This is a genomic window from Agrococcus beijingensis (assembly GCF_030758955.1).
Taxonomy (GTDB): domain Bacteria; phylum Actinomycetota; class Actinomycetes; order Actinomycetales; family Microbacteriaceae; genus Agrococcus; species Agrococcus beijingensis.
The window spans coordinates 1,473,145-1,498,881 of record NZ_CP132360.1; the positions used below are offsets into that span (position 1 = coordinate 1,473,145).

At 72.3% G+C, this 25,737-nt stretch carries 22 protein-coding genes; 10 read left to right on the top strand and 12 right to left on the bottom strand.

All coding sequences use genetic code 11. From position 1 onward, the window contains the following. The 4 genes from sepH (at position 1) to Q9250_RS07120 (ending at position 4,863) form a co-directional block, all read left to right on the top strand. Complete coding sequence (gene sepH, locus Q9250_RS07105; protein WP_306231161.1) at positions 1 to 1,212, top strand: septation protein SepH; 1,212 nt, start codon at positions 1 to 3, stop codon at positions 1,210 to 1,212. A 139-nt stretch (positions 1,213 to 1,351) separates the two neighbouring features. Continuing rightward, positions 1,352 to 2,734 (top strand): MFS transporter, encoded by a 1,383-nt coding sequence (locus Q9250_RS07110; RefSeq protein ID WP_306231162.1) that lies wholly within the window; start codon positions 1,352 to 1,354, stop codon positions 2,732 to 2,734. 108 nt (positions 2,735 to 2,842) lie between these two features. After that, the gene (locus Q9250_RS07115) at positions 2,843 to 3,757 is read left to right on the top strand and encodes an NAD(P)-dependent oxidoreductase (protein WP_306231163.1); all 915 of its coding nucleotides are present in this window, start codon (positions 2,843 to 2,845) and stop codon (positions 3,755 to 3,757) included. Then, complete coding sequence (locus Q9250_RS07120) at positions 3,757 to 4,863, top strand: alcohol dehydrogenase catalytic domain-containing protein (RefSeq protein WP_306231164.1); 1,107 nt, start codon at positions 3,757 to 3,759, stop codon at positions 4,861 to 4,863. Before Q9250_RS07115 ends, Q9250_RS07120 begins: the two co-directional genes overlap by 1 nt. Before the next feature lie 240 nt (positions 4,864 to 5,103). Here the strand turns inward: Q9250_RS07120 and Q9250_RS07125 are convergent, their stop codons facing one another. Beyond that, entirely contained in the window at positions 5,104 to 5,448 is a 345-nt protein-coding gene (locus Q9250_RS07125; RefSeq protein WP_306231165.1) for a hypothetical protein, read from the bottom strand. Between the two features lie 40 nt (positions 5,449 to 5,488). Beyond that, positions 5,489 to 6,520, bottom strand: coding sequence for an alkaline phosphatase family protein (locus Q9250_RS07130; protein WP_306231166.1), 1,032 nt, complete (start codon positions 6,518 to 6,520; stop codon positions 5,489 to 5,491). Positions 6,521 to 6,579: 59 nt separating this feature from the next. On the opposite strand from Q9250_RS07130, the gene Q9250_RS07135 reads away from it, so the two are divergent. Then, positions 6,580 to 9,027: a DNA gyrase/topoisomerase IV subunit A gene (locus Q9250_RS07135; protein WP_306231167.1), complete on the top strand. Its 2,448-nt coding sequence runs from the start codon at positions 6,580 to 6,582 to the stop codon at positions 9,025 to 9,027. A 45-nt stretch (positions 9,028 to 9,072) separates the two neighbouring features. On the opposite strand, the gene Q9250_RS07140 is transcribed toward Q9250_RS07135, so the two are convergent. Next, positions 9,073 to 11,172, bottom strand: a complete 2,100-nt coding sequence (locus Q9250_RS07140; protein ID WP_422665027.1) for a DNA gyrase/topoisomerase IV subunit B — start codon at positions 11,170 to 11,172, stop codon at positions 9,073 to 9,075. Between the two features lie 189 nt (positions 11,173 to 11,361). On the opposite strand from Q9250_RS07140, the gene Q9250_RS07145 reads away from it, so the two are divergent. Then, on the top strand, positions 11,362 to 11,583 hold the full coding sequence (locus Q9250_RS07145) for a DUF7455 domain-containing protein (protein ID WP_306231170.1): 222 nt from the start codon (positions 11,362 to 11,364) through the stop codon (positions 11,581 to 11,583). Positions 11,584 to 11,665: 82 nt separating this feature from the next. On the opposite strand, the gene Q9250_RS07150 is transcribed toward Q9250_RS07145, so the two are convergent. The 6 genes from Q9250_RS07150 to Q9250_RS07175 all read right to left on the bottom strand — a co-directional run bounded on the left by Q9250_RS07150 (position 11,666) and on the right by Q9250_RS07175 (position 17,991). Continuing rightward, a complete protein-coding gene (locus Q9250_RS07150) occupies positions 11,666 to 12,457 on the bottom strand; it encodes an amino acid ABC transporter ATP-binding protein (protein WP_306231171.1) in 792 nt (263 codons plus the stop codon). Continuing rightward, the gene (locus tag Q9250_RS07155; protein WP_306231172.1) at positions 12,447 to 13,103 is read right to left on the bottom strand and encodes an amino acid ABC transporter permease; all 657 of its coding nucleotides are present in this window, start codon (positions 13,101 to 13,103) and stop codon (positions 12,447 to 12,449) included. Before Q9250_RS07155 ends, Q9250_RS07150 begins: the two co-directional genes overlap by 11 nt. Before the next feature lie 77 nt (positions 13,104 to 13,180). Next, positions 13,181 to 14,020: an amino acid ABC transporter substrate-binding protein gene (locus Q9250_RS07160; protein ID WP_306231173.1), complete on the bottom strand. Its 840-nt coding sequence runs from the start codon at positions 14,018 to 14,020 to the stop codon at positions 13,181 to 13,183. Between the two features lie 111 nt (positions 14,021 to 14,131). Further along, entirely contained in the window at positions 14,132 to 15,565 is a 1,434-nt protein-coding gene (locus Q9250_RS07165; protein ID WP_306231174.1) for an RNA polymerase sigma factor, read from the bottom strand. Between the two features lie 177 nt (positions 15,566 to 15,742). After that, positions 15,743 to 17,074: an MFS transporter gene (locus Q9250_RS07170; RefSeq protein WP_306231175.1), complete on the bottom strand. Its 1,332-nt coding sequence runs from the start codon at positions 17,072 to 17,074 to the stop codon at positions 15,743 to 15,745. Then, a complete protein-coding gene (locus Q9250_RS07175) occupies positions 17,071 to 17,991 on the bottom strand; it encodes a PAC2 family protein (RefSeq protein ID WP_306231176.1) in 921 nt (306 codons plus the stop codon). Before Q9250_RS07175 ends, Q9250_RS07170 begins: the two co-directional genes overlap by 4 nt. A 45-nt stretch (positions 17,992 to 18,036) precedes the next feature. On the opposite strand from Q9250_RS07175, the gene Q9250_RS07180 reads away from it, so the two are divergent. From Q9250_RS07180 to sucB, 3 genes are all read left to right on the top strand, one after another. After that, a complete protein-coding gene (locus tag Q9250_RS07180) occupies positions 18,037 to 19,485 on the top strand; it encodes a leucyl aminopeptidase (protein WP_306231177.1) in 1,449 nt (482 codons plus the stop codon). Positions 19,486 to 19,589: 104 nt separating this feature from the next. Continuing rightward, on the top strand, positions 19,590 to 20,963 hold the full coding sequence (lpdA, locus tag Q9250_RS07185; protein WP_306231178.1) for a dihydrolipoyl dehydrogenase: 1,374 nt from the start codon (positions 19,590 to 19,592) through the stop codon (positions 20,961 to 20,963). A 24-nt stretch (positions 20,964 to 20,987) separates the two neighbouring features. Further along, the gene (sucB, locus tag Q9250_RS07190; RefSeq protein ID WP_306231180.1) at positions 20,988 to 22,916 is read left to right on the top strand and encodes a 2-oxoglutarate dehydrogenase, E2 component, dihydrolipoamide succinyltransferase; all 1,929 of its coding nucleotides are present in this window, start codon (positions 20,988 to 20,990) and stop codon (positions 22,914 to 22,916) included. Here the strand turns inward: sucB and Q9250_RS07195 are convergent. Continuing rightward, on the bottom strand, positions 22,913 to 23,902 hold the full coding sequence (locus Q9250_RS07195; RefSeq protein ID WP_306231181.1) for a hypothetical protein: 990 nt from the start codon (positions 23,900 to 23,902) through the stop codon (positions 22,913 to 22,915). The genes sucB and Q9250_RS07195 overlap by 4 nt on opposite strands. An 18-nt stretch (positions 23,903 to 23,920) precedes the next feature. Between Q9250_RS07195 and Q9250_RS07200 the strand changes: the two genes are divergently transcribed. Continuing rightward, on the top strand, positions 23,921 to 24,394 hold the full coding sequence (locus Q9250_RS07200; RefSeq protein WP_306231182.1) for an HNH endonuclease signature motif containing protein: 474 nt from the start codon (positions 23,921 to 23,923) through the stop codon (positions 24,392 to 24,394). A 42-nt stretch (positions 24,395 to 24,436) separates the two neighbouring features. On the opposite strand, the gene Q9250_RS07205 is transcribed toward Q9250_RS07200, so the two are convergent. Both Q9250_RS07205 and Q9250_RS07210 read right to left on the bottom strand, forming a co-directional pair. After that, the gene (locus Q9250_RS07205) at positions 24,437 to 24,904 is read right to left on the bottom strand and encodes a nucleoside/nucleotide kinase family protein (RefSeq protein WP_306231183.1); all 468 of its coding nucleotides are present in this window, start codon (positions 24,902 to 24,904) and stop codon (positions 24,437 to 24,439) included. After that, entirely contained in the window at positions 24,901 to 25,656 is a 756-nt protein-coding gene (locus Q9250_RS07210) for an energy-coupling factor transporter transmembrane component T family protein (protein ID WP_306231184.1), read from the bottom strand. Before Q9250_RS07210 ends, Q9250_RS07205 begins: the two co-directional genes overlap by 4 nt. Between the last annotated feature and the right edge of the window lie 81 nt (positions 25,657 to 25,737).

The following is a 25,737-nucleotide window of genomic DNA, read 5'->3' on the forward strand; positions in this document are numbered from 1 at the left end:
ATGCAGCAGCTGAGCGTCATCGGCGTCGAGGACGACGTGCTCATCCTCGAGACCGAGTCCGGCGAGCGCTTCAGCGTGCCCGTCGCCGCACTCCCCGAGCACCGCAAGCAGCAGGCGGCGATCCCCCACCGGGATCGCAAGGCCAGCCCGCGCGACATCCAGGCCTTCATCCGCGGCGGCATGTCCGCCGAGGAGGTCGCGTCGTCGACCGGCGAGGAGCTCGCCTACGTCGAGCGCTTCGAGGGGCCGGTGCTGGCCGAGCGCGCGCACGTGCTCTCCTCGGCGCTGTCGATCCCCGTGGCATCCGGCGACATCGACCCGCTCGCGGGCGAGACGACCTTCGGCGCCGCCATCGAGGAGCGGCTCGACGACCTGCACGCATCCGACCGCTCCTGGGCCTCCTGGAAGGAGGGCGAGGGCGGCGTCTGGCTGGTGCGCCTGCGCTTCACGACCGAGGGCATCCAGCACGAGGCGCTGTGGGGCTACGAGCCCAAGAAGGCCACGCTGACGCCGCGCGGCAAGGAGGCCACGTCGCTGAGCCAGTCGGGCGACGCGTCGAGCGTGCTCGTGCCGCGCCTGCGCGCCATCGACCGCCAGACGCGACCGGTCGCACCCGAGCAGGAGGCTTCCGAAGCAGCCTCCGCGGGCTCCGCGCCGGCACCCGCGGAGGCTCCTGCTCCCCCGATCTCGCAGCGCGCCGCGACCGGCGACACCGGCAGGTTCGACTCCGACGCGTTCCGCATCCAGCGCGGCACGACGCGATCGGCGCCCAGCCCGGTCGAGCCCGGCGTCGGCCTCGAGGAGGCCGTCGCGTCGTCGACCGCGACCGAGTCGAGCGTCGACGATCGGCCCCGCGAGGCGACGAAGAGCGAGAACCCGTGGCTGCGCCGTCGCACCGGCGAGGTCGGCAGCCAGCCCGAGAACGTGCAGGCCGCCGCCATCAACCGGCCCGCCGCGGCGACCCAGCCGAACCACACCGCCGAGCTGCTCGACGCGCTCCGCCGGCGACGCAGCGAGCGCGAGGCGGCGCTGCGCACCGCCGAGACCGAGCCGGCCCTGCTGGAGGTGGAGCCCCAGGCAGAGGCGCAGGCCGAGGAGCAGCGTCCCCACCGGGCGCAGGCGACGGGGCCCGTCGGCGCCAAGAAGCGCGGCTCGCGCGCCGCCATGCCCAGCTGGGACGAGATCGTCTTCGGGTCGCGCACCGACGACTGACACGCATCCGATCGACGAAGGGGCGGGCATCCGAGCGATGTCCGCCCCTTTCGCGTCTCCGCGCGGCGTGCACACCTGAACGCAACGTCATGTTAGGTTGCTCGCTGGCACAGTCCCGTGCACCTACAAGGAGGTAGGCATGTCTCAGTCCGTCAACGACACCTCGAGGGAGAGCGCGTCGCGAGACAACTCGCGCTCCGGCCTCGGCAGGGTCGTCACCGCAGCGATGGCCGGCACGGTCGTCGAGTGGTACGAGTTCTTCCTCTACGCCACGGCATCGACGATCGTTTTCAACCTCATCATGTTCCCGGCGAGCGATGACCCGTACTTCCCGATCATCAGCGCGTTCCTGACCTACGCGGTCGGCTTCATCGCCCGCCCGCTCGGCGGCATCGTGTTCGGCCACTTCGGCGACAAGTTCGGCCGCAAGAAGCTGCTGCAGTTCGCCATCATCCTCGTCGGCGTCGCCACGTTCCTCATGGGCTGCCTGCCGACGTTCGACCAGATCGGCTACTGGGCTCCGGCGCTGCTGGTCATCCTGCGCTTCTTCCAGGGCTTCGCGGTCGGCGGCGAGTGGGGCGGCGGCGTGCTGCTCGTCGCGGAGCACGCGCCCAACAAGGAGCGCGGCTTCTGGTCGTCGTTCCCGCAGGCCGCCGTGCCCGCCGGCAACCTGATCGCCACGCTGGTGCTGCTGGTGCTGCAGGCGACGCTCTCGGACGACGACTTCCTGGCATGGGGCTGGCGCGTCGCGTTCTGGCTCTCGGTCGTCATCGTCGCGGTCGGCTACTACATCCGCACCCGTGTCGAGGACGCCCCGATCTTCCAGGACGTCCGCGACGAGGTCGCGCAGTCAAAGGCACAGGGCTACGGCGTGCTCGAGGTGCTCAAGCGCTACCCCAAGGGCGTGCTGACGGCCATGGGCCTGCGCCTGGCGGAGAACATCCTCTACTACCTGGTGGTCACGTTCTCGATCGTCTACCTGCGCACCTACCTCGAGTACGACGTCTCCCGCATCCTCGGCCTGATGGCGATCGCGCACGTCGCGCACTTCATCTTCGTGCCGATCGTGGGCCGCTTCGTCGACACCGTCGGCCGCAAGCCGATGTACCTCGCCGGTGTCATCCTGGGCGCGTCGTGGGGCTTCATCGCCTTCCCGATGTTCGACTCGGGCAACGACATCGTCATCCTGCTCGGCATCATCCTGGGCCTCGCGTTCCACGCGCTCATGTACGCAGGTCAGCCGGCGATCATGGCTGAGCTGTTCCCGACGCGCATGCGCTACTCGGGCGTCTCGCTCGGCTACCAGGTCACGTCGATCGTCGCGGGCTCGCTCGCGCCGATCATCGCGACTGCGCTGCTGGGCCAGTTCGGCAGCCACATCCCGGTCGCGATCTACCTGGTGATCGCCTGCGCGATCACGCTCGTCGCGGTCCTGGTGCTCAAGGAGACGAAGGGCATCTCGCTGCACGACGTCGACGACGAGGACCGTCAGCGCCTCCTCGCCGAGAAGGGCACGATCTGATCTCCTGATCGGATCCCGACACGGGACGGGCGGCGGGGGCTTCCTCGCCGCCCGTCCTGCGTCCGGTCAGATAGCGTTGCAGCAAGCACCCAACGGAGGGAATCGACGATGACGTCAATCGCCTGGATCGGACTCGGCAACATGGGCAGCCGCATGTCCTCCCACCTCGTCACCGCAGGCCACGAGGTCAAGGGGTACGACGTGGTGGATGCGCTGCGGCAGAGCGCGACGGAGCACGGCATCGTGCCGGTCGAGTCGGTCGCCGCCGCCGTGGAGGGCGCCGAGGTGATCATCCTCAGCCTGCCGAAGGGCGAGCACGTGCGTCAGGTGCTCGCGGGCGACGACGGCGTCTACGCCCACGCCGCGCCGAACGCCCTGATCCTCGACACCTCCACCGTCGACATCGAGACCTCGCGCTGGTCGCACCTCGAGTCGAGCTCGCGCGGCTTCCGCTTCGTCGACTCCCCCGTCTCCGGCGGCATCCAGGGGGCCGAGGCCGCGACGCTGACGTTCATGCTGGGCGGCTCCGAGGAGGACGTCGCCGACGCGAAGGCGATCGTCACGCCGATGGCGGGCAACGTCTTCTCGGTCGGCGAGGCCACGCACGGCATCGCCGCCAAGCTCGTCAACAACATGATGCTGGGCATCTCGGTCCTGGCGATGTCGGAGGGCTCGCAGCTCGCGCAGCAGCTCGGCCTCGACCCGAAGGCCTTCTACGACGTGGCGCGCGTCTCCTCCGGCGACTCCTGGGCGGTGCGCACCTGGTACCCGGTGCCGGGCATCGTGCCGGGCGCCGCCGCCAACTTCAACTTCGACGCATCCTTCTCGGCGATGCTCTGCCACAAGGACGTCACGCTCGCCGTGGCCGGCGCCGAGGCGGCGGGCGTCCACGTGCCGGCCGCCACCCTGATCCGCGACCAGCTGCAGCGGCTGCTCGACGACGGCCTGGGCGGCAAGGACTGCACGCTGGTGGTGCGCGAGGCGAGCCCCGACGGCGCCGTCGAGGGCTGGGACGGCAACTGATGCGCATCCGCGGAGCGGTGCTGCGGGCGATCGGCGCCGAGCGCCCGTTCGCCGACTCCCGACCGCTCGACCTGGTCGAGCTGGAGCTCGACGCGCCGGAGCCGGGCGAGCTGCTCGTGCGCATCGAGGCGGCTGGCCTGTGCCACAGCGACCTCTCGGTCGTCGACGGCGCCCGGCCGCGACCGGTGCCGATGCTGCTGGGCCACGAGGCCGCCGGCATCGTGGAGGCGCTCGGCGAGGGCGTGACCGACGTCGCCATCGGCGACCGGGTCGTCACGACGTTCCTGCCGCGCTGCGGCGAGTGCGCCGCGTGCGCCACCGACGGCCGGCTGCCCTGCGAGCGCGGATCCGCATCGAACGGCGCCGGCGAGCTGCTCGGCGGCGGCCGTCGCCTGCACGAGGGAGACGTCGAGGTGCACCATCACCTGGGCGTCTCGGCCTTCGCGACGCACGCGGTGCTCGACCGCCGCTCGGTGGTGCCGGTCGGCGCCGACGTGCCGCCCGCCGTCGCGGCGGTGCTCGGATGCGCGATGCTCACCGGCGGCGGCGCCGTCATCAACGCCGGCAGGCCGCGCGAGGGCGACGACATCGTCATCGTCGGCCTCGGCGGCGTCGGCATGGCTGCGCTGCTCGCGGCGGTGTCGCTCGGGCTCGGGCGGGTGATCGGGGTGGATGCGGTGCCCGCGAAGCTCGAGCGTGCGCTCGAGCTTCGCGCGCACGGCGCGCTCTCCCCCGACGAGGCCGTCGCGCAGGGTCTGCGCGCGCCGGTCGTCGTGGAGGCCGCCGGCCACCCGAAGGCGTTCGAGACCGCGTTCGCCCTCACCGCGCCGGGTGGGACGACCGTGACCGTCGGCCTGCCGCATCCGGATGCCCGGTCGTCGCTGTCGCCGCTGACGTTCACCGCCGAGGCGCGGTCGGTCGTCGGCTCGTACCTGGGCTCTGCGGTGCCCGCGCGCGACATCCCGCGCTACGAGCAGCTGTGGCGCGAGGGCAGGCTGCCGGTCGAGGAGCTCGTCACGAGCGAGATCGGCCTCGACGACCTCAACGAGGCGCTCGACACGCTCGCCGACGGGAAGGCGATCCGGCAGGTCGTGCGGTTCAGCTGACCACGGCGCCGATCAGCGTCGGCGCGCCCTCCCGGTGCCCTTGCGCTGCTCGTTGCGCTCGGTGACGCGCTTGACGATGAAGCCGATGACGGCGGTAGCGACGGTCGTGATGAGCCACCTGCGCATGATGCGCTCCTCTCCCCCGCGCCGAGTGTCGGGCGGAGGGCCATCCTGCCCGCGCACGCTGAGCGCCCGGTGCATGCCGCGGGCGCGCGCATCGAGGCCGAGGCGTGCGACGCCTCAGGACGTCGGGCAGAGATCGCCTTGGAGCGCCGCGAACTGCTCGACCTGCTCCGGCGGGATGAAGACGTAGTCGACCGTGTCATCGCCCACGCACACCGATCGGATGACCCAGCTCGCGCGCGCCTCGTCATCCGGTGCCGTCGGCTGGAGCTGCCAGCCGCCGCCGTCGAGCATCTCGGCGGCGTGCGCGAACGCGTAGCCGTCGGCGACCTGCTCGGCGCTGTCGGGCAGCGTCTCGATGCCCGCGCCGGCGACGAAGCCTTCGGGGGGCGTCGGTGCCGACGCACAGCCGCTGACCGCCAGCGCGGCCACCAGCACGATGATCCCGGTGGTGCCTCGCATGGCCGCTCCTCTCGGGGCGCCGTCGCCCGCTCCCCGCACTCTAAGCCGCGAAGGCGCCGAAGCGGCGCAGCGGCACCCGCAGCTCGTCCTGCGTGAGCGAGCCGTGCTGGCCGATCATGCCGCGGGCCGGGTCGAGCTCGTCGAGGTAGATCGCGCCGCGGCCTCGCGCAGCCACGAACACCTGGCCGAGGCGCGGCGCGACCTCCGGGTGCACCTCGCCCAGCCAGCCGGCGTCGATCACCTGCTGGCGGGTGGCGACCCATGCGCCGTCACCGATCCATGCGCGCCAGGCGTCGGCCACCGCATCCGCCTCGCCGTCGACCTGCAGCTGCAGGCAGCGCGGCTCACCCGCGACGTCGGTGACGCGCTCGAGCAGCTCGCGCGGCACGATGTGGTGGGCGGATGCGTCGACGTCGACCATGCCGTGATCCGCGGTGGCGATGAGGCCCACGTCACGCGGCAGCGCGGCGGCCAGGCGCGCGACGAGGCCGTCGAGCTCCTCGAGCGCGTCGATCCAGGCGTCGGACTGCCAGCCCGACTCGTGGCCGGCGCGGTCGAGCTCCGGCACGTAGAGGTAGACGAGGCTGCGCTCGCGCGCGGCCCGCTCGGCGAGCGCGAACCGCTCGGCCATCGTGCGGGCGCCGCGGAACTCTGCGCCGCGCAGCACCGCGTGCGTGAAGCCGCTCGCGGCGTGCTTCGCCTCGGCGATGACCACCGAGCGCGTCGACTCGAAGATCGTCGGCCGGCGCTGCCAGAGGGTCGGATCCATCGGCCCGCCCCAGTCGCGCAGCTGGTTGCGCACGCCGTGGCCGGGCACGAACGCGTCGTAGCCGACGAGGCCGTGCTCGCCGGCCAGCACGCCCGTCGCGAGGGTGGCGAGCGACACCGCGGTCGTCGACGGGAAGCCCGCGTCGAGCGACCCGCCGGGCGCGCCCGCGAGCGTGCGCGCGTGGCCCGCGCGCTGTCCGAGCTGCGCCGCGCCCAGCCCGTCGACGAGCAGCACGACCGCGCCGACGACGGCGGGCAGCTTGAGCGCGTTCTGCGCACCGCGCAGAGCCTGCGACGAGCTCACGAGAACGTCGGCAAGGCTCCGGGAGCCTGGCGCCCTGGTCGGTAGCATCTTCTCAGCCTATGACTGCCACGCCCGCTCCCCCCTCCTCCGACAGCACCTCCGCTGAGCGCATCGACGACGTCGACGTCACCAGCGAGATGCAGGACTCGTTCCTCGAGTACGCCTACTCCGTCATCTACGCCCGCGCGCTGCCCGACGCCCGCGACGGCCTGAAGCCGGTGCAGCGCCGCATCCTCTTCCAGATGTCGGAGATGGGGCTGCGCCCCGAGAAGGGCCACGTGAAGAGCGCCCGCGTCGTCGGCGACGTGATGGGCAAGCTGCACCCCCACGGCGACTCGGCGATCTACGACGCGCTCGTGCGCCTCGCGCAGCCGTTCAGCCTGCGCCTGCCGCTCATCGACGGCCACGGCAACTTCGGCTCGCTCGACGACGGCCCCGCCGCGCCCCGCTACACCGAGGCCCGCCTCGACGCTGCCGGGCTCTCGCTCACCGAGGGCCTCGACGAGGACGTCGTCGACTTCGTCCCCAACTACGACAACTCCTACCAGCAGCCCGACGTGCTGCCCGCCTCCTACCCGAACCTGCTCGTCAACGGCGCCAGCGGCATCGCGGTCGGCATGGCGACGAACATGGCGCCGCACAACCTCATCGAGGTGGTGCAGGCGGCCAAGCACCTGCTCGCGCACCCCGACGCATCCGTCACCGACCTCATGCGCCACCTGCCCGGCCCCGACCTGCCCGGCGGCGGCGTGATCGTCGGCCTCGACGGCATCCGGGATGCGTACGAGACCGGCAAGGGCTCGTTCCGCACCCGGGCGCGCACCTCGATCACCCGCGAGGGCCGCAAGACCCAGATCGTCATCACCGAGCTGCCGTACCTGGTGGGCCCGGAGCGCCTGATCGAGAAGATCAAGGACGCCGTGCAGTCGAAGAAGCTGCAGGGCCTCACCGACGTGCAGGACCTCACCGACCGCAAGCACGGCCTGCGGCTCGTCATCGGCATCAAGACGGGGTTCGACCCCGAGGCGGTGCTCGGCCAGCTCTACCGCGTGACGCCGCTCGAGGACGGCTTCTCGATCAACAACGTCGCGCTCGTGCACGGCCGGCCCGAGACGATGGGCCTCAAGCAGCTGCTGCGCGTCTACCTCGACCACCGCGTGAGCGTGGTGCGGCGACGCAGCGAGTTCCGGCTGCAGAAGCGCCGCGACCGGCTGCACCTCGTCGAGGGCCTGCTGATCGCGATCCTCGACATCGACGAGGTCATCCAGATCATCCGCACCTCCGACGACTCGGAGCAGTCGCGCTCGCGGCTGCAGACGATCTTCGACCTCTCCGAGGCTCAGGCGGAGTACATCCTCGACCTGCGGCTGCGACGGCTGACGAAGTTCAGCCGCATCGAGCTCGAGGGCGAGGCCGACGAGCTGCGCGCGCAGATCGCCGAGCTCGAGCGCATCCTCGGCACCGAGGCGGCGCTGCACGCGGTGGTCGCCGACGAGCTCGACGAGGTCGCCGAGCGCTTCGGCACGCCGCGCCGCACCTCGCTCACCGAGGGCAACGGCCAGCCGACCACGGGCCGCGCCTCGGCCGCGAAGGCCGCCGCGAGCCTCGAGATCGCCGACGCCGCGACTCGCGTCGTCATGTCGGCGACCGGCCGGCTGGTGCGCGTCGACGGCGACGAGCCGATCCCCGCGCCCGCCCGCCGCAGCCGCCACGACGCGATCCGCTCGCAGGTGACCACCACCACCCGCGGCGCCTTCGGCCTGGTGCTGTCTTCGGGGGCCGTGCTGCGCCTCACCCCCGCCGATCTGCCCTCGGTGCCAGCCGCATCCGTCGGCCTCAACGCAGGCGTGAAGGTGCGCGAGCTGGGCGCCTTCGAGCGCGGCGAGGAGGCCGTGGCCCTCATCGACCTGGCCTCCGAGCAGCCGTGGCTCGTCGCCACCGCGCAGGGCATCGTCAAGCGCGTCAAGCCTGCGGAGCTGCGCGACCGCGACCGCGAGACCGTGATCGCGCTGAAGGGCGCCGACCGGGTCGTCGGCGTCGCACCGGCGGCCGACGACGACTGGGTGGTGCTCATCACGAGCGACGCGCAGCTGCTGCGCTTCGCCGCCTCGGCGGTCAACCCGCAGGGGCCGGGCGCCGGCGGCATGAAGGGCATCGGCCTCAAGGCGGATGCGTCGGTGCGGTTCGCGGGTGTCGTCGCCGAAGGCGCCGAGGTGGTCACGGTCACCGAGGCCGCGGAGACCCTCGCGGGGCTCGACGAGCCGCGCGTGAAGGTCTCCGACCTCGCCGAGTTCCCGCCCAAGGGCCGCGGCACCGGGGGCGTGCAGGCGCACCGCCTGCTGAAGGGCGAGGTGGGGCTGTCGCTCGCGTGGGCCGGCCCGTCGCCGCTCGCGGTGGGCGCCGACGGCTCGCAGCGGCAGCTGCCGCCGGGCGGCGCGGCCCGTGCAGGCTCGGGCGTCGCGATCGACGGCACGATCGGCGCGATCGGCGCGCGGCTGGGCGACTGACCGCGCAGTGACGCGCCCCGCCGCGGCCGATGCGGCCCCGGGCGGCTACGCGTCGATGCGGTCGCGGTCGACCTGCGACGACTGGATCAGCTCGCGGCGGGGCGCCACCTCGTTGCCCATCAGCAGCTCGAAGATCTCGCTCGCCCGCTCGGCGTCGGTGATCGTCACGCGGCGCAGCGTGCGTCGTGAGCGGTCCATCGTCGTCTCGGCCAGCTGGTCGGCGTCCATCTCGCCGAGGCCCTTGTAGCGCTGCGGCGGCTCGACCCAGGTCTTGCCGCTCTTCTTCAGCTTCGTCAGCAGCCGGTGCAGCTCGGCGTCGGAGTACGTGTAGACGGCCTCGTCGGGCTTGCCGCGGTGCTTCACCATCACGCGGTGGAGCGGCGGCACGGCCGCGTAGACGCGCCCCGCGTCGATGAGCGGCCGCATGTAGCGGTGGATGAGCGTCAGCAGCAGGGTGCGGATGTGGGCGCCGTCGACATCGGCATCCGAGAGCATGATGATCTTGCCGTAGCGGGCCGCCGAGAGGTCGAACGAGCGGCCGGAGCCGGCGCCGATCGACTGGATGATCGCCGCGCACTCGGCGTTGCCGAGCATGTCGGCGACCGACGCCTTCTGCACGTTGAGGATCTTGCCGCGGATCGGCAGGATCGCCTGGAACTCGCTGTCGCGTGCGGGCTTCGCGGTGCCGAGCGCGCTGTCGCCCTCGACGATGAACAGCTCGGTCTGGGCGACGTCGTTCGACCGGCAGTCGACGAGCTTCACCGGCAGCGACGACGACTCGAGCGCGGTCTTGCGGCGCGCGGTCTCCTTCAGCGAGCGCGCCGAGATGCGCGACTTCATCTCGCTGACGACCTTCTCGAGCAGCTGCCCGGCCTGCGCCTTCTCGTCGCGCTTCGACGAGGTGAGGATGGCGCCGAGCTCGCGGGCGACGACCTGCGAGACGATCTGGCGCACCGCGGGCGTGCCGAGCACCTCCTTCGTCTGGCCCTCGAACTGGGGCTCGGGCAGGCGCACGGTGACGACGGCGGTGAGGCCTGCGAGCGCGTCGTCCTTCTCGACCTTGTCGTTGCCCGCCTTGAGCTTGCGGGCGTTGGCGGCGACCTGGTCGCGGATCAGCTTCAGCAGCGACTGCTCGAAGCCTGCCAGGTGCGAGCCGCCCTTGGGCGTCGCGATGATGTTGACGAAGGTCTGCACGACGGTGTCGTAGCCGGTGCCCCAGCGCAGCGCGATGTCGACCTCGCAGGTGCGATCCACCTCACGGGTGACCATGTGGCCGGTCTCCTCGTCGAGCACCGGGATGGTCTCCTGGAAGCCGCCCTCGCCGGTCAGCCGCCAGGTGCCGGTGAGCGCGGGGTCGGGCGCCAGGTACTCGGCGAACTCGCTGATGCCGCCGTCGTACTTGTAGTCGTGCACGACCGGCTCGTCGGCGCGCTCGTCGATGATCTTCAGCGCCAGCCCCGGCACCAGGAACGCGGTCTGGCGGGCGCGGCGGGCGAGCTCGTCGGCGAGGAACTCGGCGCCCTTCGTGAACACCTGCGGGTCGGCCCAGTAGCGCACGCGGGTGCCGGTGACGCCCTTGGCGACCTTGCCCACCTTGCGCAGCCGCGACGCATCCACGAACGGCAGGAAGGTCGAGTCGGGCGAGGCACCGCCGTCGCCGTCGAGGAACTCGCCCGGCTCGCCGCGGTGGAACGACATCGCCCAGGTGGCGCCGTCGCGGTCGACCTCGACATCGAGGCGCGCCGAGAGGGCGTTCACGACCGAGGCGCCGACGCCGTGGAGGCCGCCGGAGGACTTGTAGGCGCCGCCGCCGAACTTGCCGCCCGCGTGCAGCTTCGTGAAGATCACCTCGACGCCGGTGAGGCCCGTGCGCGGCTCGACGTCGATCGGCAGGCCACGGGCGCGGTCGCGCACCTCGACGGAGCCGTCGCGGTGCAGCACGACCGTGATGTCGTCTCCGTGCCCGCCGAGCGCCTCGTCGACGGAGTTGTCGATGATCTCCCAGAGGCAGTGCATGAGCCCGCGCGAGTCGGTCGAGCCGATGTACATGCCGGGGCGCTTGCGCACCGCCTCGAGACCCTCGAGGACGGTCAGGTGCCGGGCCGAGTAGTCGGAAGCCGCGTTTGCCAACCGATCCCCCTTCATGAGACGACGCGCCCGAGCTGCGCGCAGGGCAGACGGGAACCCAGCAAGCCTAGAGCCGCGCGGGCGGTGCGCTCCGCAGGCCACGCGGCCCGCCCTTCGGTTGCGCCGCTGGCGAACCGCGCGCTGATCGACGGGGAATCCTGGGTCGGGCGTGCGACGATGGACTCCAGACGGAAGAAGGAGGGCACCGTGAACGACATCCAGACCACGACGCTCGAGGCCGACCCGGCGAACGCGCCGCTCAGCGGGCTTGACCGCTGCGACAGCTGCGGCGCCCAGGCATATGTCCGCGCGACGATGGAGAGCGGCGTGCTGCTCTTCTGCGCGCACCACGCGGCGAAGCACCGCGAAGCGATGCAGCCGCTCGCCGTCGTGTGGCACGACGAGACCGCCAAGCTCGAGGAGCGCTGACCCCCGCAGCCTCGCCCGACGTCGAAGCGGCCCGCCCCCATCCGGGGCGGGCCGCTTCGCATGTGCCGGGTCGATCGGCGACTCAGCCGAACGGCCCCTGCAGCCGCTGCAGGAAGCGCTTCGTGCGCTCGTGCTGCGGGTCGCCGAACACCTGCTCGGGGCCGCCGCGCTCGACGACCACGCCCTCGTCGAAGAACGACACCTGATCGGCCACCTCGCGCGCGAAGCGCAGCTCGTGCGTGACGACCGCCATCGTCCAGCCCTCGGCGGCGAGCTCGGTCATGACGCTCAGCACCTCGCCGACCAGCTCCGGGTCGAGCGACGACGTCGGCTCGTCGAACAGCAGCATGCTGGGCGCGAGCGCCAGCGCGCGCACGATCCCGACCCGCTGCTGCTGGCCGCCCGAGAGCGACGACGGGAACGCATCCGCCTTCTCCCGCAAGCCGACGCGCTCGAGCAGCGCCAGCGCATCCGCCCGCACCTCGTCGCGGTCGCGCCCCTGCACCCTGATGGGGCCGATCGTGACGTTGCCGAGCACGGTCAGGTGCGGGAAGAGGTGGTGCTGCTGGAAGACCATGGCGGATGCGCGGTGCAGCGCCGCGCGCTCGGCGCGTCGGCGGGGCTCGGCGAAGTCGATCGCCAGATCACCGATGGCCAAGGTGCCGGCGTCGGGCGTCTCGAGCCCGTTCAGCGAGCGCAGCACGGTCGTCTTGCCGGAGCCCGAGGGGCCGACGAGGGCGTGCACGGTGCCGGGCTGGATGTCGAGGTCGACGCCGCGCAGCACGTGGTTGTCGCCGAACGACTTGTGCAGGCCGCGCGCCGACAGCAGCGGAGCGCGGGGCGCGGGATCGGTGGGCACGGGCTCAGACGGCATAGCGATCCAGACGGCGCTCGAGGCGGTCCTGGCCGCCGGCCAGCACCAGGCAGATCACCCAGTAGACGGCGGCGGCGACCAGGTAGACGGTGAGGAACTCGCCGCTGGGCGCCGCGATGCGCTCCGCGACGCGGAACAGCTCGGTGACGAGGATCACCGAGGTGAGCGAGGTGTCCTTCACCAGCGAGATGAAGGTGTTCGACAGCGGCGGCACCGAGACGCGGGCGGCCTGCGGCAGCACGATGCGCCACAGCGACTGGCCGCGCGACATGCCGATCATCGACGCCGCCTCCCACTGCCCGCGCGGGATCGACAGGATCGCCGCGCGGATGATCTCGGCCGCGTAGCCGCCGACGTTGAGCGACAGCGCGATGATCGCGCTCGGCCACGGGTCGAGGGTGATGCCGACCTGCGGCATGCCGTAGAAGATCACGAACAGCTGCACGAGCATCGGGGTGCCGCGGATGATCGAGATGTAAGCGCGGGCGATGCCGGAGAGCCAGGCGATGCCCGAGATGCGCATGAGCGCCATCCCGATCGCGATCACGAGGCCGAGCGAGAACGACGCGAGCGTCAGCGGGATCGTGCCGGTCAGCCCGCCGAGCGCGATCGGCCCGATCGAGTCGAGGATGAGCTGCCAGTCCACGGCGCGAGCCTACGCGAGCGCGACCCCGGCCGGAGACGATGCTCCGGCGGGGGCCGCGTGGTCGTGGTGACCCGAGGTCACGGCTGCGAGACGTCCTCGCCGAAGTACCGCTCCGAGATCTCGGCGAGCGTGCCGTCGGCGGCGAGCGCGGCGAGCGCCTCGTCGACCGCGGCGACCAGAGTCTCCGAGCCGGGGCGGAACGCCACGGCGCTCTCGCTGACCTCGTCGGTCTCGGCGACGATCGACAGGCCCGTCTCGCCGCCCTGCGACTGCTCGTAGTCGAGGAAGGTCAGGCGGTCGTTGATGGTCGCGTCGACGCGGCCCTGGCGCAGCAGCTCGGCGGCCTGGGCGAAGCCCTCGACCTCCTCGACCTGGGCGCCGGCCTCGGTGGCGGTCTCTGCCCAGTTGCTGGTGAGCGACTGCGCGCTCGTGCGGCCCGACAGCGAGTCGAACCCGGCGATGTCGCTGCCCTCGGGCACGATCAGCACGCCGGGCGAGTAGGTGTACGGCGTCGAGAACTCGTAGCGCTCCTGGCGCTCGGGGGTGATCGAGACCTGGTTGGCGATCACGTCGAAGCGGCCGGCGTCGAGGCCGGCGAAGATGCCGTCCCACTGCGTCTCCTGGAACTCCACCTCGACACCGAGCTCGTCCGCGACGGCGGTGATGACGTCGACGTCGAAGCCGGTCAGCTCACCTGCGCCGCCCTCGTGGAACGAGAACGGCGAGTACGTGCCCTCGGTGGCGACGACGATCACGCCCGCTTCCTGCACCTGCTCGAGCGTCACACCGCCGGTCGACGGCTCCTCGCTGCTGGCAGCGGGCGCGCCGCCGGTCGAGCAGCCGACGAGCAGTGCGGATGCGGCTGCGACAGCGGCGAGGGGGGCCAGACGGGACAGCGTGGTGCGGGCACGAGGCATGAGCGCTCCTTCTTGGGGGTAGAACTCCATCCTAGAACGACTCGAGGCCGCCCCCTATTCCGGGGACGACCTCGAGTCGTGGTGAGGAGCGTCAGCGCGACGCTCGCCCGATCACTCCAGGTAGTCGCGCAGCTGCTGCGACCGCGACGGGTGGCGCAGCTTCGCCATGGTCTTCGACTCGATCTGACGGATGCGCTCGCGCGTGACGCCGAAGGTGTCGCCGATCTGGTCGAGCGTCTTCGGCATGCCGTCGCCCAGGCCGAAGCGCATGCGGATCACGCCAGCCTCGCGCTCCGAGAGCGAGTCGAGCAGCGACTCGAGCTGGCGCTGCAGCATCGTGAAGCCCACCGCGTCGGCCGGCACGACCGCCTCGGTGTCCTCGATCAGGTCGCCGAACTCGCTGTCGCCGTCCTCGCCCAGTGGGGTGTGCAACGAGATGGGCTCGCGGCCGTACTTCTGCACCTCGATGACCTTCTCGGGCGTCATGTCGAGCTCGCGCGCCAGCTCCTCGGGGCTCGGCTCGCGGCCGAGGTCCTGGAGCATCTGGCGCTGCACGCGGGCGAGCTTGTTGATGACCTCGACCATGTGCACCGGGATGCGGATCGTGCGGGCCTGGTCGGCCATCGCACGGGTGATGGCCTGGCGGATCCACCACGTCGCGTAGGTCGAGAACTTGAAGCCCTTCGTGTAGTCGAACTTCTCGACCGCACGGATCAGGCCCAGGTTGCCCTCCTGGATGAGGTCCAGGAACTGCATGCCGCGGCCGGTGTAGCGCTTCGCGAGCGACACCACGAGGCGCAGGTTGGCGCCCAGCAGGTGGCTCTTGGCGCGCTGGCCGTCGCGGGCGATGCGGGTGAGGTCGCGCTTGAGCTGCCACTCGAGGCCGTCGCCCTCCATCGAGAGCTTCTCCTCGGCGAACAGGCCGGCCTCGATGCGCATGGCGAGGTCGACCTCCTGCTCGGCGTTGAGGAGCGCGACCTTGCCGATCTGCTTCAGGTAGTCCTTGACCGGGTCGGCCGTGGCGCCGGTGATCTGCGTGGCGGCGGGCTCGTCGTCGTCGCCCGAGAGGCGCATGGCGCCCGTCGGGAGCTTCTCGACGTGGACCTCTTCCTCTTCCTCCTCCTCGGCGACCTCTTCGGTGGTCTCCTCGGCGTTGGCCTCGTCGACGGGGTCGGCAGCCTTGCGGCGTCCGCCGCGCGCGGGCTTCGCGGCGGCCGGCTTGGCGGCGGCCTCGTCGCCCTCCGCGGCCTTCGCCTTGGCGCGGGCAGCGGTCGTCTTGGCAGCGGTCGTCTTGGTGGCCGTCGTCTTGGCAGCCGTCGTCTTCGCGGCCGCCGTCTTCGCGGCGGTCGTCTTCGCAGCCGTCGCCTTGGCGGCCGGAGCGGCCTTCGCGGCCGTCGTCTTGGCGGCGGTCGTCCTGGTCGCGGCCGGCTTCTCGGCGGCGGACTTGGCCGGCGCCTTCGCCACTGTCGTCGCGACCTCGGCGGGCTCGGCAGCCGCCTTCGTCGCGCGGCTGCGCGAACTCGTGGTGGTCTCCTTGGCTGGCATGCGTCCTCCGGTCGTCTCGTGCGCCCAGAACCAGTGCGGTCTGACGAAGGGCAGTCGAATGACCCATGTCAAGTCCGGGCGTTGGCACCGGTCTCGACTGGGTCGGTCTTGACAGTATAGCGCTCCGTATGGCATAGCCATTCCCAGCCTGCGCTCATGCTCGCCTCGGGCGCTCGCTCAGCGGCCGCGATCCTTCATCCACTGGGCGACGGCGCGCCACAGCGGCGCGACCTCGACGCCCTCCTCCTCGCGCATCCGCGCCCGGATGAGCCGACGCATCCGCAGGATCATGCAGAAGCCGAGCACGAACACCACCAGCTGCGAGGCGAGCGCGATGCGGAAGCCCTGCCAGTCGTAGAGGCCCACCGACTCCCCCGCGGCGACCCGGGCCGAGTGCACCAGGTCGAGGGCGATGCCCACCGCCGGCATGATCATGAACGCCGCGATGAACCCACCGACGTTGACGATGCCGTTCGCCGAGCCGAGCACCCGCAGCGGGTTCGACGTGCGGGCGAAGTCGAAGCCCACCGTCGAGCCGGGGCCGGCGATGCCGACGACGATCAGCAGCAGCACGATCATCCAGGTGGGCGGATGCGTCGGCCACAGGAGGGTCACGGACCACGCGGTCGTGAGGATGGCCGTGATCGAGAGCACGAGGGTGGAGCGGCGGAGCGGGAAGCGGGCGGTCGCGATGCCGACGATCGGACCGGCAACCATGCCGGTCACGACCACGATGCTCATCAGCCCTGCCGCCTCGCCCTGCGAGTAGCCGAGCCCCTCGACCAGCATCGGGAAGCCCCACAGCAGCAGGAAGGTGTTCGTCGAGGCGAGCAGCGTGAAGTGCGTCCAGAAGCCGAGCCTCGTGCCCGGCTGGCGGAAGGCGCTCTGCAGCCTGGGCCACCAGCCCTGCGGCACGTCGATGGAACCGGTCGGCGGCGTGCCCCCGGGCGGGGCGTCGCGCAGCAGGATGAGCACCAGCACCAGGATCACGGCGCCCACGGCCGCGAGCGTGGCGTACGACAGGGTCCAGCCGACCTGGTTGAGCAGCCACACGAACGGCACCGCCGAAAGCAGCTGGCCGAACTGGCCCGCCATGCCCGTCCACTGCGACATCTGGGCGAGGATCGGTCCCCGGAACCAGCCCGCCGCGAGCCGGATCACCGAGATGAAGGTGGCGGCATCGCCGATGCCGAGCAGCACGCGGCCCACGATCGCCACCGGCAGCTCGGTCGCGACCGCGACGAGCACCTGCCCGACGAGCATGACCGCGGCGCCCGAGGCGATCAGCAGGCGCGGGCCGAAGCGGTCGAGCAGCACGCCCACCGGGACCTGCATGGCGGCGTAGACGCCGACCTGCACGGCTCCCAGCGTCGCCAGCAGCGTGGCCGCGATGTCGAAGCGCTCAGCGGCCGCCGGGCCGGCGACCCCCAGCGAGGAGCGGTGCAGGATCGCGACGACGTAGGCCAGCGTGCCGACCGCCCACACCAACCATGAGCGGGCGCTGTTCATCCGATCGGGTCCGAGCCCGGCCGGCGGCGCTCCCGCAGGTAGCGCTCGAGCTCGTCGGCGATCTCGTCGGCGCTCGGCAGCGAGCCGTCCTCGTCGGTCAGCGGCGACTTCACCGACGACTGCGCCATGAACGCGTCGTAGCGCGCCTCCAGCGTGCGCACGACCCGCTGCAGGTCCTCGTTCGTCTCCATCTGCTGCGAGACGAGCTGCTGGAACTCGCGATCGGCCTGCCGCAGCTCCTCGGTGCGGAAGGCGAGCGAGGTGGCGCTCGTGACCCCCTCGAGCGCCGCCAGCGCGGGGCCTGCGGAGCCGGACTCGCCCACGTAGTGCGGCACCAGCACCGTGAACGTCGCGACGGGCGCGCGGGGGTGCAAGCGGTGCTCGATGCGGTGGATGACCGAGGCGGGAGCCGTCGAGACCGGCCGCCACGCCGAGTACTGCTCGATCAGCTCTGCCCGGTTGCCCGAGACCGTCGAGACCAGCGGGCGCGTGTGCGGCACGGGCATGCCGATCGAGGTGATGATCGTCGTCGAGGCGACCTCGAGCTCGTCGTGCAGCTCGAGCAGCGCGTCGGTGAAGCGCTCCCACAGCCAATCGGGCTCGGGGCCGGTGAGCAGCAGGAACGGCGCGCCCGCGTCGTCCTCGACCTGCAGCAGCGTGAGCGTGTGCGGCAGGTACTCCTCGATGTGGTCCTCGTTGAACAGCATCCGCGGGCGGCGCGAGCGGTGGTCGATGAGGATGTCGGTGTCGAACTCCACCACCGGGCGGTGCGGCAGCGTGTCGAGCACGGCGGCGGCAGCGGCCTCCGCCGCGGCACCGGCATCGACGAAGCCGTGCAGGGCGATCACGAGGTCGAGGCCGCGCGGCACCGTCTCGAGATCCTCGAGGGCGAGGGTCAGGTCACGGGGCTCGAACACTGCTCCAGACTAGTGAACCCAGCGGCGCCGGTATCCTCGTGACCCATGCCCATCCCTGCGCTCTCCATCATCGCCCGCCCCGAAGACGCCACCGCCGAGCTCATCGTGCACGGCGTGCGCCCCGGCGAGACGCCAGAGGCCGACGGCTTCGACAGCGAGCTGCTCGTCGGTCTCGGCGCCACCGGCAAGCGCGAGCAGGTCGTGCGCGGCGTCGTCGACGGTCGTCGCGTCGCGTTCGTGGGGCTGGGCGACCAGGTGACCTCGGACCGCCTGCGCGAGGTCGCCGGCGCGGCCGTGCGCGCGCTGCGGGAGGTGCCGACGATCGCCCTGGCGCTGCCGGTCGCCACGAGCGACGACGTGCTCGCCGTGCTCGAGGGCGCCGCGCTCGGCGCCTACCGCTACGACGGGCTGAAGACCGCGCCGAAGCCGGGCGTGCTCGAGATCGCGGTGGTCGCCGGCGAGGCAGAGGTCTCCGAGACCGTCGTCGCGATGGCCCAGGCCGCCACGCAGGCCGTGTGGACCACGCGCGACCTGGCGAACATGCCGCCCAACCTGCTGAGCCCCGTCACGTTCGCCGACATCGTCGCCGCGCAGGCGCCCGAGGCAGGGCTGAGCGTGGTCGTGCGCGACGAGGAGCGCCTGCGCCGCGAGGGCTTCGGCGGCATCGTCGGCGTCGGCCAGGGGTCGAGCCGGCCGCCGCGCCTCGTCACGGTCGAGCACGCGCCCGAGAACGCCACCCGCCACGTGGTGCTGGTCGGCAAGGGCATCACCTTCGACTCGGGCGGCCTCTCGCTGAAGCCCGCCGCCTCGATGCAGCACATGAAGTACGACATGACCGGCGCCGCGACCGTCTACGCGGTCACCGTCGCCGCGGCGGCGCTGCAGCTGCCGATCCGCATCACCGCCCACCTGTGCCTCGCAGAGAACATGGTCTCCTCGACCTCGACACGCCCGGACGACGTCATCACCATCCGCGGCGGCAAGACCGTCGAGGTCACCAACACCGACGCCGAGGGCCGGCTGGTCATGGCCGACGGCCTCGTGCTCGCCAGCGAGGCGCAGCCCGACGCGATCATCGACGTCGCCACCCTCACCGGCGCGCAGGTGGTGGCGCTGGGCAGCCGCGTCAGCGGCGTGATGGGCAACGACGGCGCCTTCGTCGACGCCGTGGTGCGCGCCTCGCGGGAGGTGGGCGAGCAGGTCTGGCCCATGCCCATCCCCGAGGAGATGCTGCCGATGCTCGACTCGGAGGTCGCCGATCTCGCGAACGCCAAGGTCGGCAACCGGGCCGGCGGCATGCTGCTGGCCGCGGCGTTCCTGGCCGAGTTCATCGGCGAGCGCGACGGTGCGCGCATCCCGTGGGCCCACGTCGACATCGCCGGGCCGTCGACCAACACCGGCAAGGCCTTCGGGTTCACGCCCGTCGGTGCGACCGGCGTGGTCGTGCGCGGCATCCTGCGCACCCTGTCGAAGATGTCTCGCTCGGCCGAGTAGTCCCCGAGCACCCCGGCGCGTGCGGCTAGGCTGGCAAAGGCAGGAACTGCCGAGCACCGCTGCGTCCACCGACGCGGCAACGAAGACTCATAAGGAGCAAGTGCGTGTCCGATCAGAGCTTTGACATCGTCGTCCTGGGTGGCGGCAGCGCGGGGTACGCCGTGGCGCTGCGGGCCGTGCAGCTCGGCAAGACCGTCGCGATCGTCGAGAAGGACAAGCTCGGCGGCACGTGCCTCCACAAGGGCTGCATCCCGACGAAGGCCATGCTCCACTCCGGGGAGGTCGCCGACGTCGTGCGCGAGTCCGGTGAGGCCGGCGTCGACGCCGAGCTCAAGGGCATCGACATCCAGCGCGTGACCGCCTTCCGCGAAGGCATCGTCTCGAAGAAGTTCAAGGGCCTGCAGGGGCTCATCAAGGCCAAGGGCATCCCGGTGATCGAGGGCGAGGGCGAGCTGACGTCCCCCACGACCGTGCAGGTGGGCGAGCAGACGATCACGGGCAAGAGCATCGTGCTCGCCACCGGCTCCTACCCGAAGTCGCTCCCCGGCCTCGAGATCACCGGCAACGTCATCACGAGCGAGCAGGCCCTGCAGCTCGACTGGATCCCGCAGCGCGCGGCGATCCTCGGCGGCGGCGTCATCGGCGTGGAGTTCGCGAGCGTCTGGCGCTCCTTCGGCGTCGAGGTGACGATCATCGAGGGCCTTCCTCACCTCGTGCCCAACGAGGAGGAGTCGGTCTCGAAGCAGTTCGAGCGGGCCTACAAGAAGCGCGGCATCCAGTTCAAGCTCGGCGCCCGCTTCTCGGGCGTCACGCAGGACGACTCGGGCGTGCACGTCTCGCTCGAGACCGGCGAGACCATCGACGCCGACCTGCTGCTCGTGGCCGTCGGCCGCGGCCCGGTCACCGCGAACCTCGGCTACGAGGAGGTCGGGGTGCAGATGGACCGCGGCTTCGTGACCGTCGACGAGCGCCTCCAGACCTCCGTGCCGGGCGTCTACGCCGTCGGTGACATCGTGCCCGGCCTGCAGCTCGCGCACCGCGGCTACCAGCAGGGCATCTTCGTCGCCGAGCAGATCGCGGGTCTCGACCCGCGCCCCGTCGCAGACCTCAACATCCCCAAGGTCACCTACTCCGACCCCGAGGTCGCATCCGTCGGCTACACGGAGGCGAAGGCCAAGGAGCAGTTCGGCGACGACCGGATCGAGTCCTACGAGTACTCCCTCGGCGGCAACGCCAAGAGCGAGATCGTCGGCACCGCCGGATCGGTGAAGGCCGTGCGCGTCAAGGACGGCCCCGTGGTCGGCGTCCACATGATCGGCCGCCGCGTCGGCGAGCTCATCGGCGAGGCGCAGCTCATCGTGAACTGGGAGGCGTACCCCGAGGATGTCTCCCAGCTCATCCACGCGCACCCGACGCAGTACGAGGCGCTCGGCGAGACCATGCTGAAGCTCGCGGGCACGCCGCTGCACGCCATCTGATCGATTGCCACAGGAGACACACGCATGACTGACATCAAGCTCCCCGAGCTCGGCGAGAGCGTCACCGAGGGCACGATCACCCGCTGGCTGAAGGCCGTCGGCGACGAGATCGCCGTCGACGAGCCGCTGGTCGAGATCTCGACCGACAAGGTCGACACCGAGGTGCCGTCGCCCATCGCCGGCACGCTCACCGAGATCCTGGCCGGCGAGGACGACACCGTCGAGGTCGGCGCGGTCATCGCCCGCGTCGGCGACGCCGGCGACGCGCCCGCCGAGGCCGCTCCGGCGGACGAGGCTCCCGCAGAGGAGAGCGCGACCGAGGCCGCCACCGAGGGCACCGACAGCGACGCCGACCAGGAGGCCGACGACGAGTCGGCCGCCGAGGCGCAGGAGTCGCCGTCGAAGGAGGCCGACGAGGCTCCCGCCGAGCAGGAGGCCCCCACGCCCGAGCAGGCGCCGACCGCCGACCAGGCGCCGGCCGCCGAGGGCGGCATCGACATCAAGCTCCCCGAGCTGGGCGAGAGCGTCACCGAGGGCACGATCATCCGCTGGCTGAAGGCCGTCGGCGACACGATCGAGGTCGACGAGGCCATCGTCGAGATCTCCACCGACAAGGTCGACACCGAGGTGCCGTCGCCGGTCGCCGGCACGATCTCCGAGCTGCTCGTGAACGAGGACGACACGGTCGAGGTCGGCTCCGTCATCGCACGCGTCGGCGGCTCCGCGGGCGCCCCGGCCGCCGCACCCGCCGGCGACCAGAAGACCGACGAGCCCCCGGCCGAGTCCGAGGGCTCCGCCGAGGCGCAGGACGCCGCGCCCGCCGAGCAGCCCGCGCCGGCACAGCCGTCGACCGAGCAGCCCGCGCCCGCCAAGGCGCCCGAGACCGAGGCACCGAAGGCCGCGGCACCCGAGGCCGCGGCTCCGAAGGCACCGGCGCAGCCCGCGCGCCCGGCTCCGGCAGCTCCGGCCCCGGCAGCACCGGCTCCGGCAGCCGCCGCTCCCGCACCGGCTCCGACGCCTGCCGCGGCCCCGGCCGCGCCCGCATCGTCGGGCTCCGTCTACGTCACGCCGATCGTGCGCAAGCTGGCGAACGAGCAGGGCGTCGACCTCGCCTCGGTCACCGGCACGGGCGTCGGCGGCCGCATCCGCAAGGAGGACGTGCTGGCCGCCGCGCAGGCGAAGCCCGCAGCCGCGGCCGCCAGCGGGTCGGCTCCGGCTGCAGCCGCCCCGGCCCCCGTCGAGGTGTCGCCCCTGCGCGGCACCACCGCGCCCCTCTCGCGCCTGCGCAAGGTGGTCGCGAAGCGGGCGGTCGAGTCGATGCAGACGCTCGCGCAGCTCACGACGGTCGTCGAGGTCGACGTGACGAAGGTCGCGCAGCTGCGCGACGCGAAGAAGGCCGCCTTCCAGCAGGAGACGGGCAACAAGCTCACCTTCCTGCCGTTCTTCACGCAGGCCGCCGTCGAGGCGCTCAAGTCGCACCCGCTGATCAACTCGACCGACGACGGCGAGACGATCACCTACCCGGCGACCGAGAACCTCGCGATGGCGGTCGACACCGAGCGGGGCCTGCTCACGCCGGTCATCCGCGACGCGTCGTCGAAGAGCATCAAGGAGCTCACGGCCGAGATCGCCGATCTCGCCCAGCGCACCCGCGACAACCAGCTCAAGCCCGACGAGCTGGCCGGCGGCACCTTCACGCTCACCAACACCGGCTCGCGCGGCGCGCTCTTCGACACGCCCGTCGTGTTCCAGCCGCAGCGCGCGATCCTCGGCGTCGGCACGGTCGTGAAGCGCGCCGCGGTGGTGACGGTCGACGGTCAGGACTCGCTCCAGATCCGCTCGATGGTCTACCTCGCCCTGTCGTACGACCACCGCATCATCGACGGCGCCGACGCGGCCCGCTACCTCGGCCAGGTCAAGGCTCGTCTCGAGTCGGGCGCCTTCGAGGTCTAGTCGACCCAGGCGTCGCGCAGCGTCCAACCGGCCTCGGTGCTCATCACGAGCACCGAGGCCGGTTCGCGTTCCGACACCACGCGCAGCAGCCACGCATCGCCCACCCGCTGCACCACCTCGAGGGTGCCGTCGTCGGGCATGCGCCACGGCGACGTCGCGCGCAGCTGCGGGCTGTCGGGCTCGTGCAGCCCCACCAGGCACGCCGCATCGCCGGCATCGATGCACGACTCCCGCTCGACGAGCAGCGCCGCGGCGCCGACCAGCGGGTCGTCGCCCACCGCGCTCTCGGGGGCGGATGCGTCGGCGCCGGCCGCGCCGTCGTCCGCCGCCTCGGTCGCGGGTGCGGTCGCGTCGGCCGCTGCAGGCTCCCCCTGCGGTGCGGCCGCCGCTGGCGACGGCACCACCGCGATGGTCGGCAGCGCGATCTCGGCATCCGCCGAGGCAGCACCGGCACCGGCGGAGGCCGCCGACCATGCCAGTGCGCCCGCGACCACGAGGGAGATCGCGCCGGCGCCCGCGAAGCCCCAGAAGCGCGGCCGCACGGTGCCGAGCGACGCGCGGAGCCGGTCGATCGCGGTGCCCGCCGACGGCAGGGCCTCCAGCAGCAGCGCCACGCGAGCCCAGACGGCCTCGAGCCCGACCGCCCGCTCGCGGCGACGCATCCGCGGCCTCGGCGCCGACGACACCGCCGCGGGTGCGTCGAGCGTCAGCGGCAGCGCCGGCCACGCGCGCAGCAGCGCCTCGCCCGCGCCCGCCAGGTCGCGCGCCTCGAGCGCCGGCTCGACCGCCGCGGGCAGCGGTCGTCCGCAGGCGTCGGCCAGCAGCAGGGCGAGCTCGCGCCAGCCGGCGACGTCGGCCGCCACGGCCTCGCTCGCGTCGCGCCACGCCCGACTGGGCCGCTCGGTCTCGATGCGTGCGCCCTCGGCCGTCAGCAGCGGCGCGCCGTCGGCGTCGAGACGGTCGTCTGGGAGCGGCTGTTCCTCCACCCGGTCACCGGGCTGCCGGTGACGGTCGACACCTACCAGCCCAACCGTGCGCAGCGCCGGCTGCTGCGCGCCCGCGACGGCCACTGCCGCTGGCCCGGCTGCGCCAACCCCGTCTCCCGCGCCGACGTCGACCACACGCGCGACTTCGCGAAGGGCGGGATGACCACGCTGTCGAACCTCGCGCACCTCTGTAGACGGCACCACACCATGAAGCACGCCACCCGCTGGACCGTGCGGCAGCTGCCCGACGGGGTGCTCGAATGGACCAGCCCCCTCGGCACCATCCACCGCGACGAACCCGAACCCCAAGGGCCACGCTTCGCCGACACACCCTCCTCGGACCCGTGGGAGAGCATCTGGGCGATCCCCATCGGCATCGTCGCCCCACCCAGCCCCGACGAACCACCCTGGGTCTACGGCACCACCTGGGCGGCCTGGGCACCCGACCCGGCGACCACCCGCCCGAACTCGGCAGGCTCGGCATCTGCATGACCTGACCGAGTCGGCATCCGGTCGCACGCTGGTCCGGCTGCCTCAGGTCGTGCGCACCTCGTCGGCGAGCTCGCCGGGCGAGTTGGCCGCGATGTGGGCGTCCTCCTGCTCGCGCCAGAGCGTCCACCAGGAATCGTCGCCGTCGCGCGCCAGCGCACGCGCGTGGCGCAGCTCCTCGGGTGCCTCGAGCCAGATCGCGAGGTCGGCGTGCTCACGGCTCTCGAGCGTCAGCGAGCCGCACCCCTCGATGATGAGCGCCTCGCCAGGCACGGCGCCGTCCTCCTCGCGCCAGTCGCCGAGCTCCCAGTCCCAGCGCCGCCATGAGGCCGCGGCGCCCACGGCCAGCGGCATCAGGATCGCCCGCTCGAGCAGGCGCGAGCCGGTCGCGAGGCCGTGCCAGCCGGCGTAGAGGTCGTCCATGTGGATGACGCGCGCGCCGGTCTCCGCCGCGAGCCGCTCGGCGAGCTGGGTCTTGCCCGAGCCGGAGCGCCCGTCGATGATCGTGATCACCGTGCCCCCTCCCAGATCGGTGCGAACGATCCTGTCGCGACCGACACCGCGATGGCGGCAGCCGCGACGGCGATCGCGAGGATCAGCAGCGCCGCGTCGTGCCAGCCGACCGTCGACGGCCTCGCCCAGGTGCGCACCGAGCCGCCGAAGCCTCGCGCCTCCATCGCCGTCGCGAGGGTGCCGCCGCGGCGCAGCGCCACGACGAGCAGCGCGAACGCCGCTTGCAGCGCCCGCCGCACCGCGCCGGTGTCACCGAGCCCGCGTGCTCGGCGCGCGAGCGCGACCTGCCGCCAGTCCTCTCCCAGCACGCCGAACAGCCGGGTGCCGGCGAGCGCCGCGAGCACGAAGCGGTGCGGCAGCCGCGCCACCTGCGCCAGTCCGTCGGCGAGCCGGGTCGGGTCGAGCCCGACGAGCCCGACGAGGGTCGGCACACCGAGCGCGAGCACGCGCAGCCCGATGGCGAGCGCCAGCTCGATCGAGTGGTCGCTGATCACCGCGAGCCAGAGCCGCGCGTGGATGCGTCCGCCCGGCTCGGCGTAGAGCAGCATGCTCACCGCCGACAGCGGTGCCGCGATCAGCAGCGGCCACGATCGGCGCAGGACCGTGCGCGGCCCGATGCCGACCGCAGCGAAGACGAGCAGCCAGGCGCCGAGCGCGACCGCCGCGGTGACGACGTCGATCGTCAGCAGCATCGGGATGGAGTACAGCACCGCGGCCGCGATCGGCGTGACGGGATTCAGTCGGTCGATCACGGTGGTGCGACGCTGCGACGTCCCGGGCGCGGCCACGACGGTCGATGGCCGCGAACGTCCTCCGCGCGTGCGATGCGCACG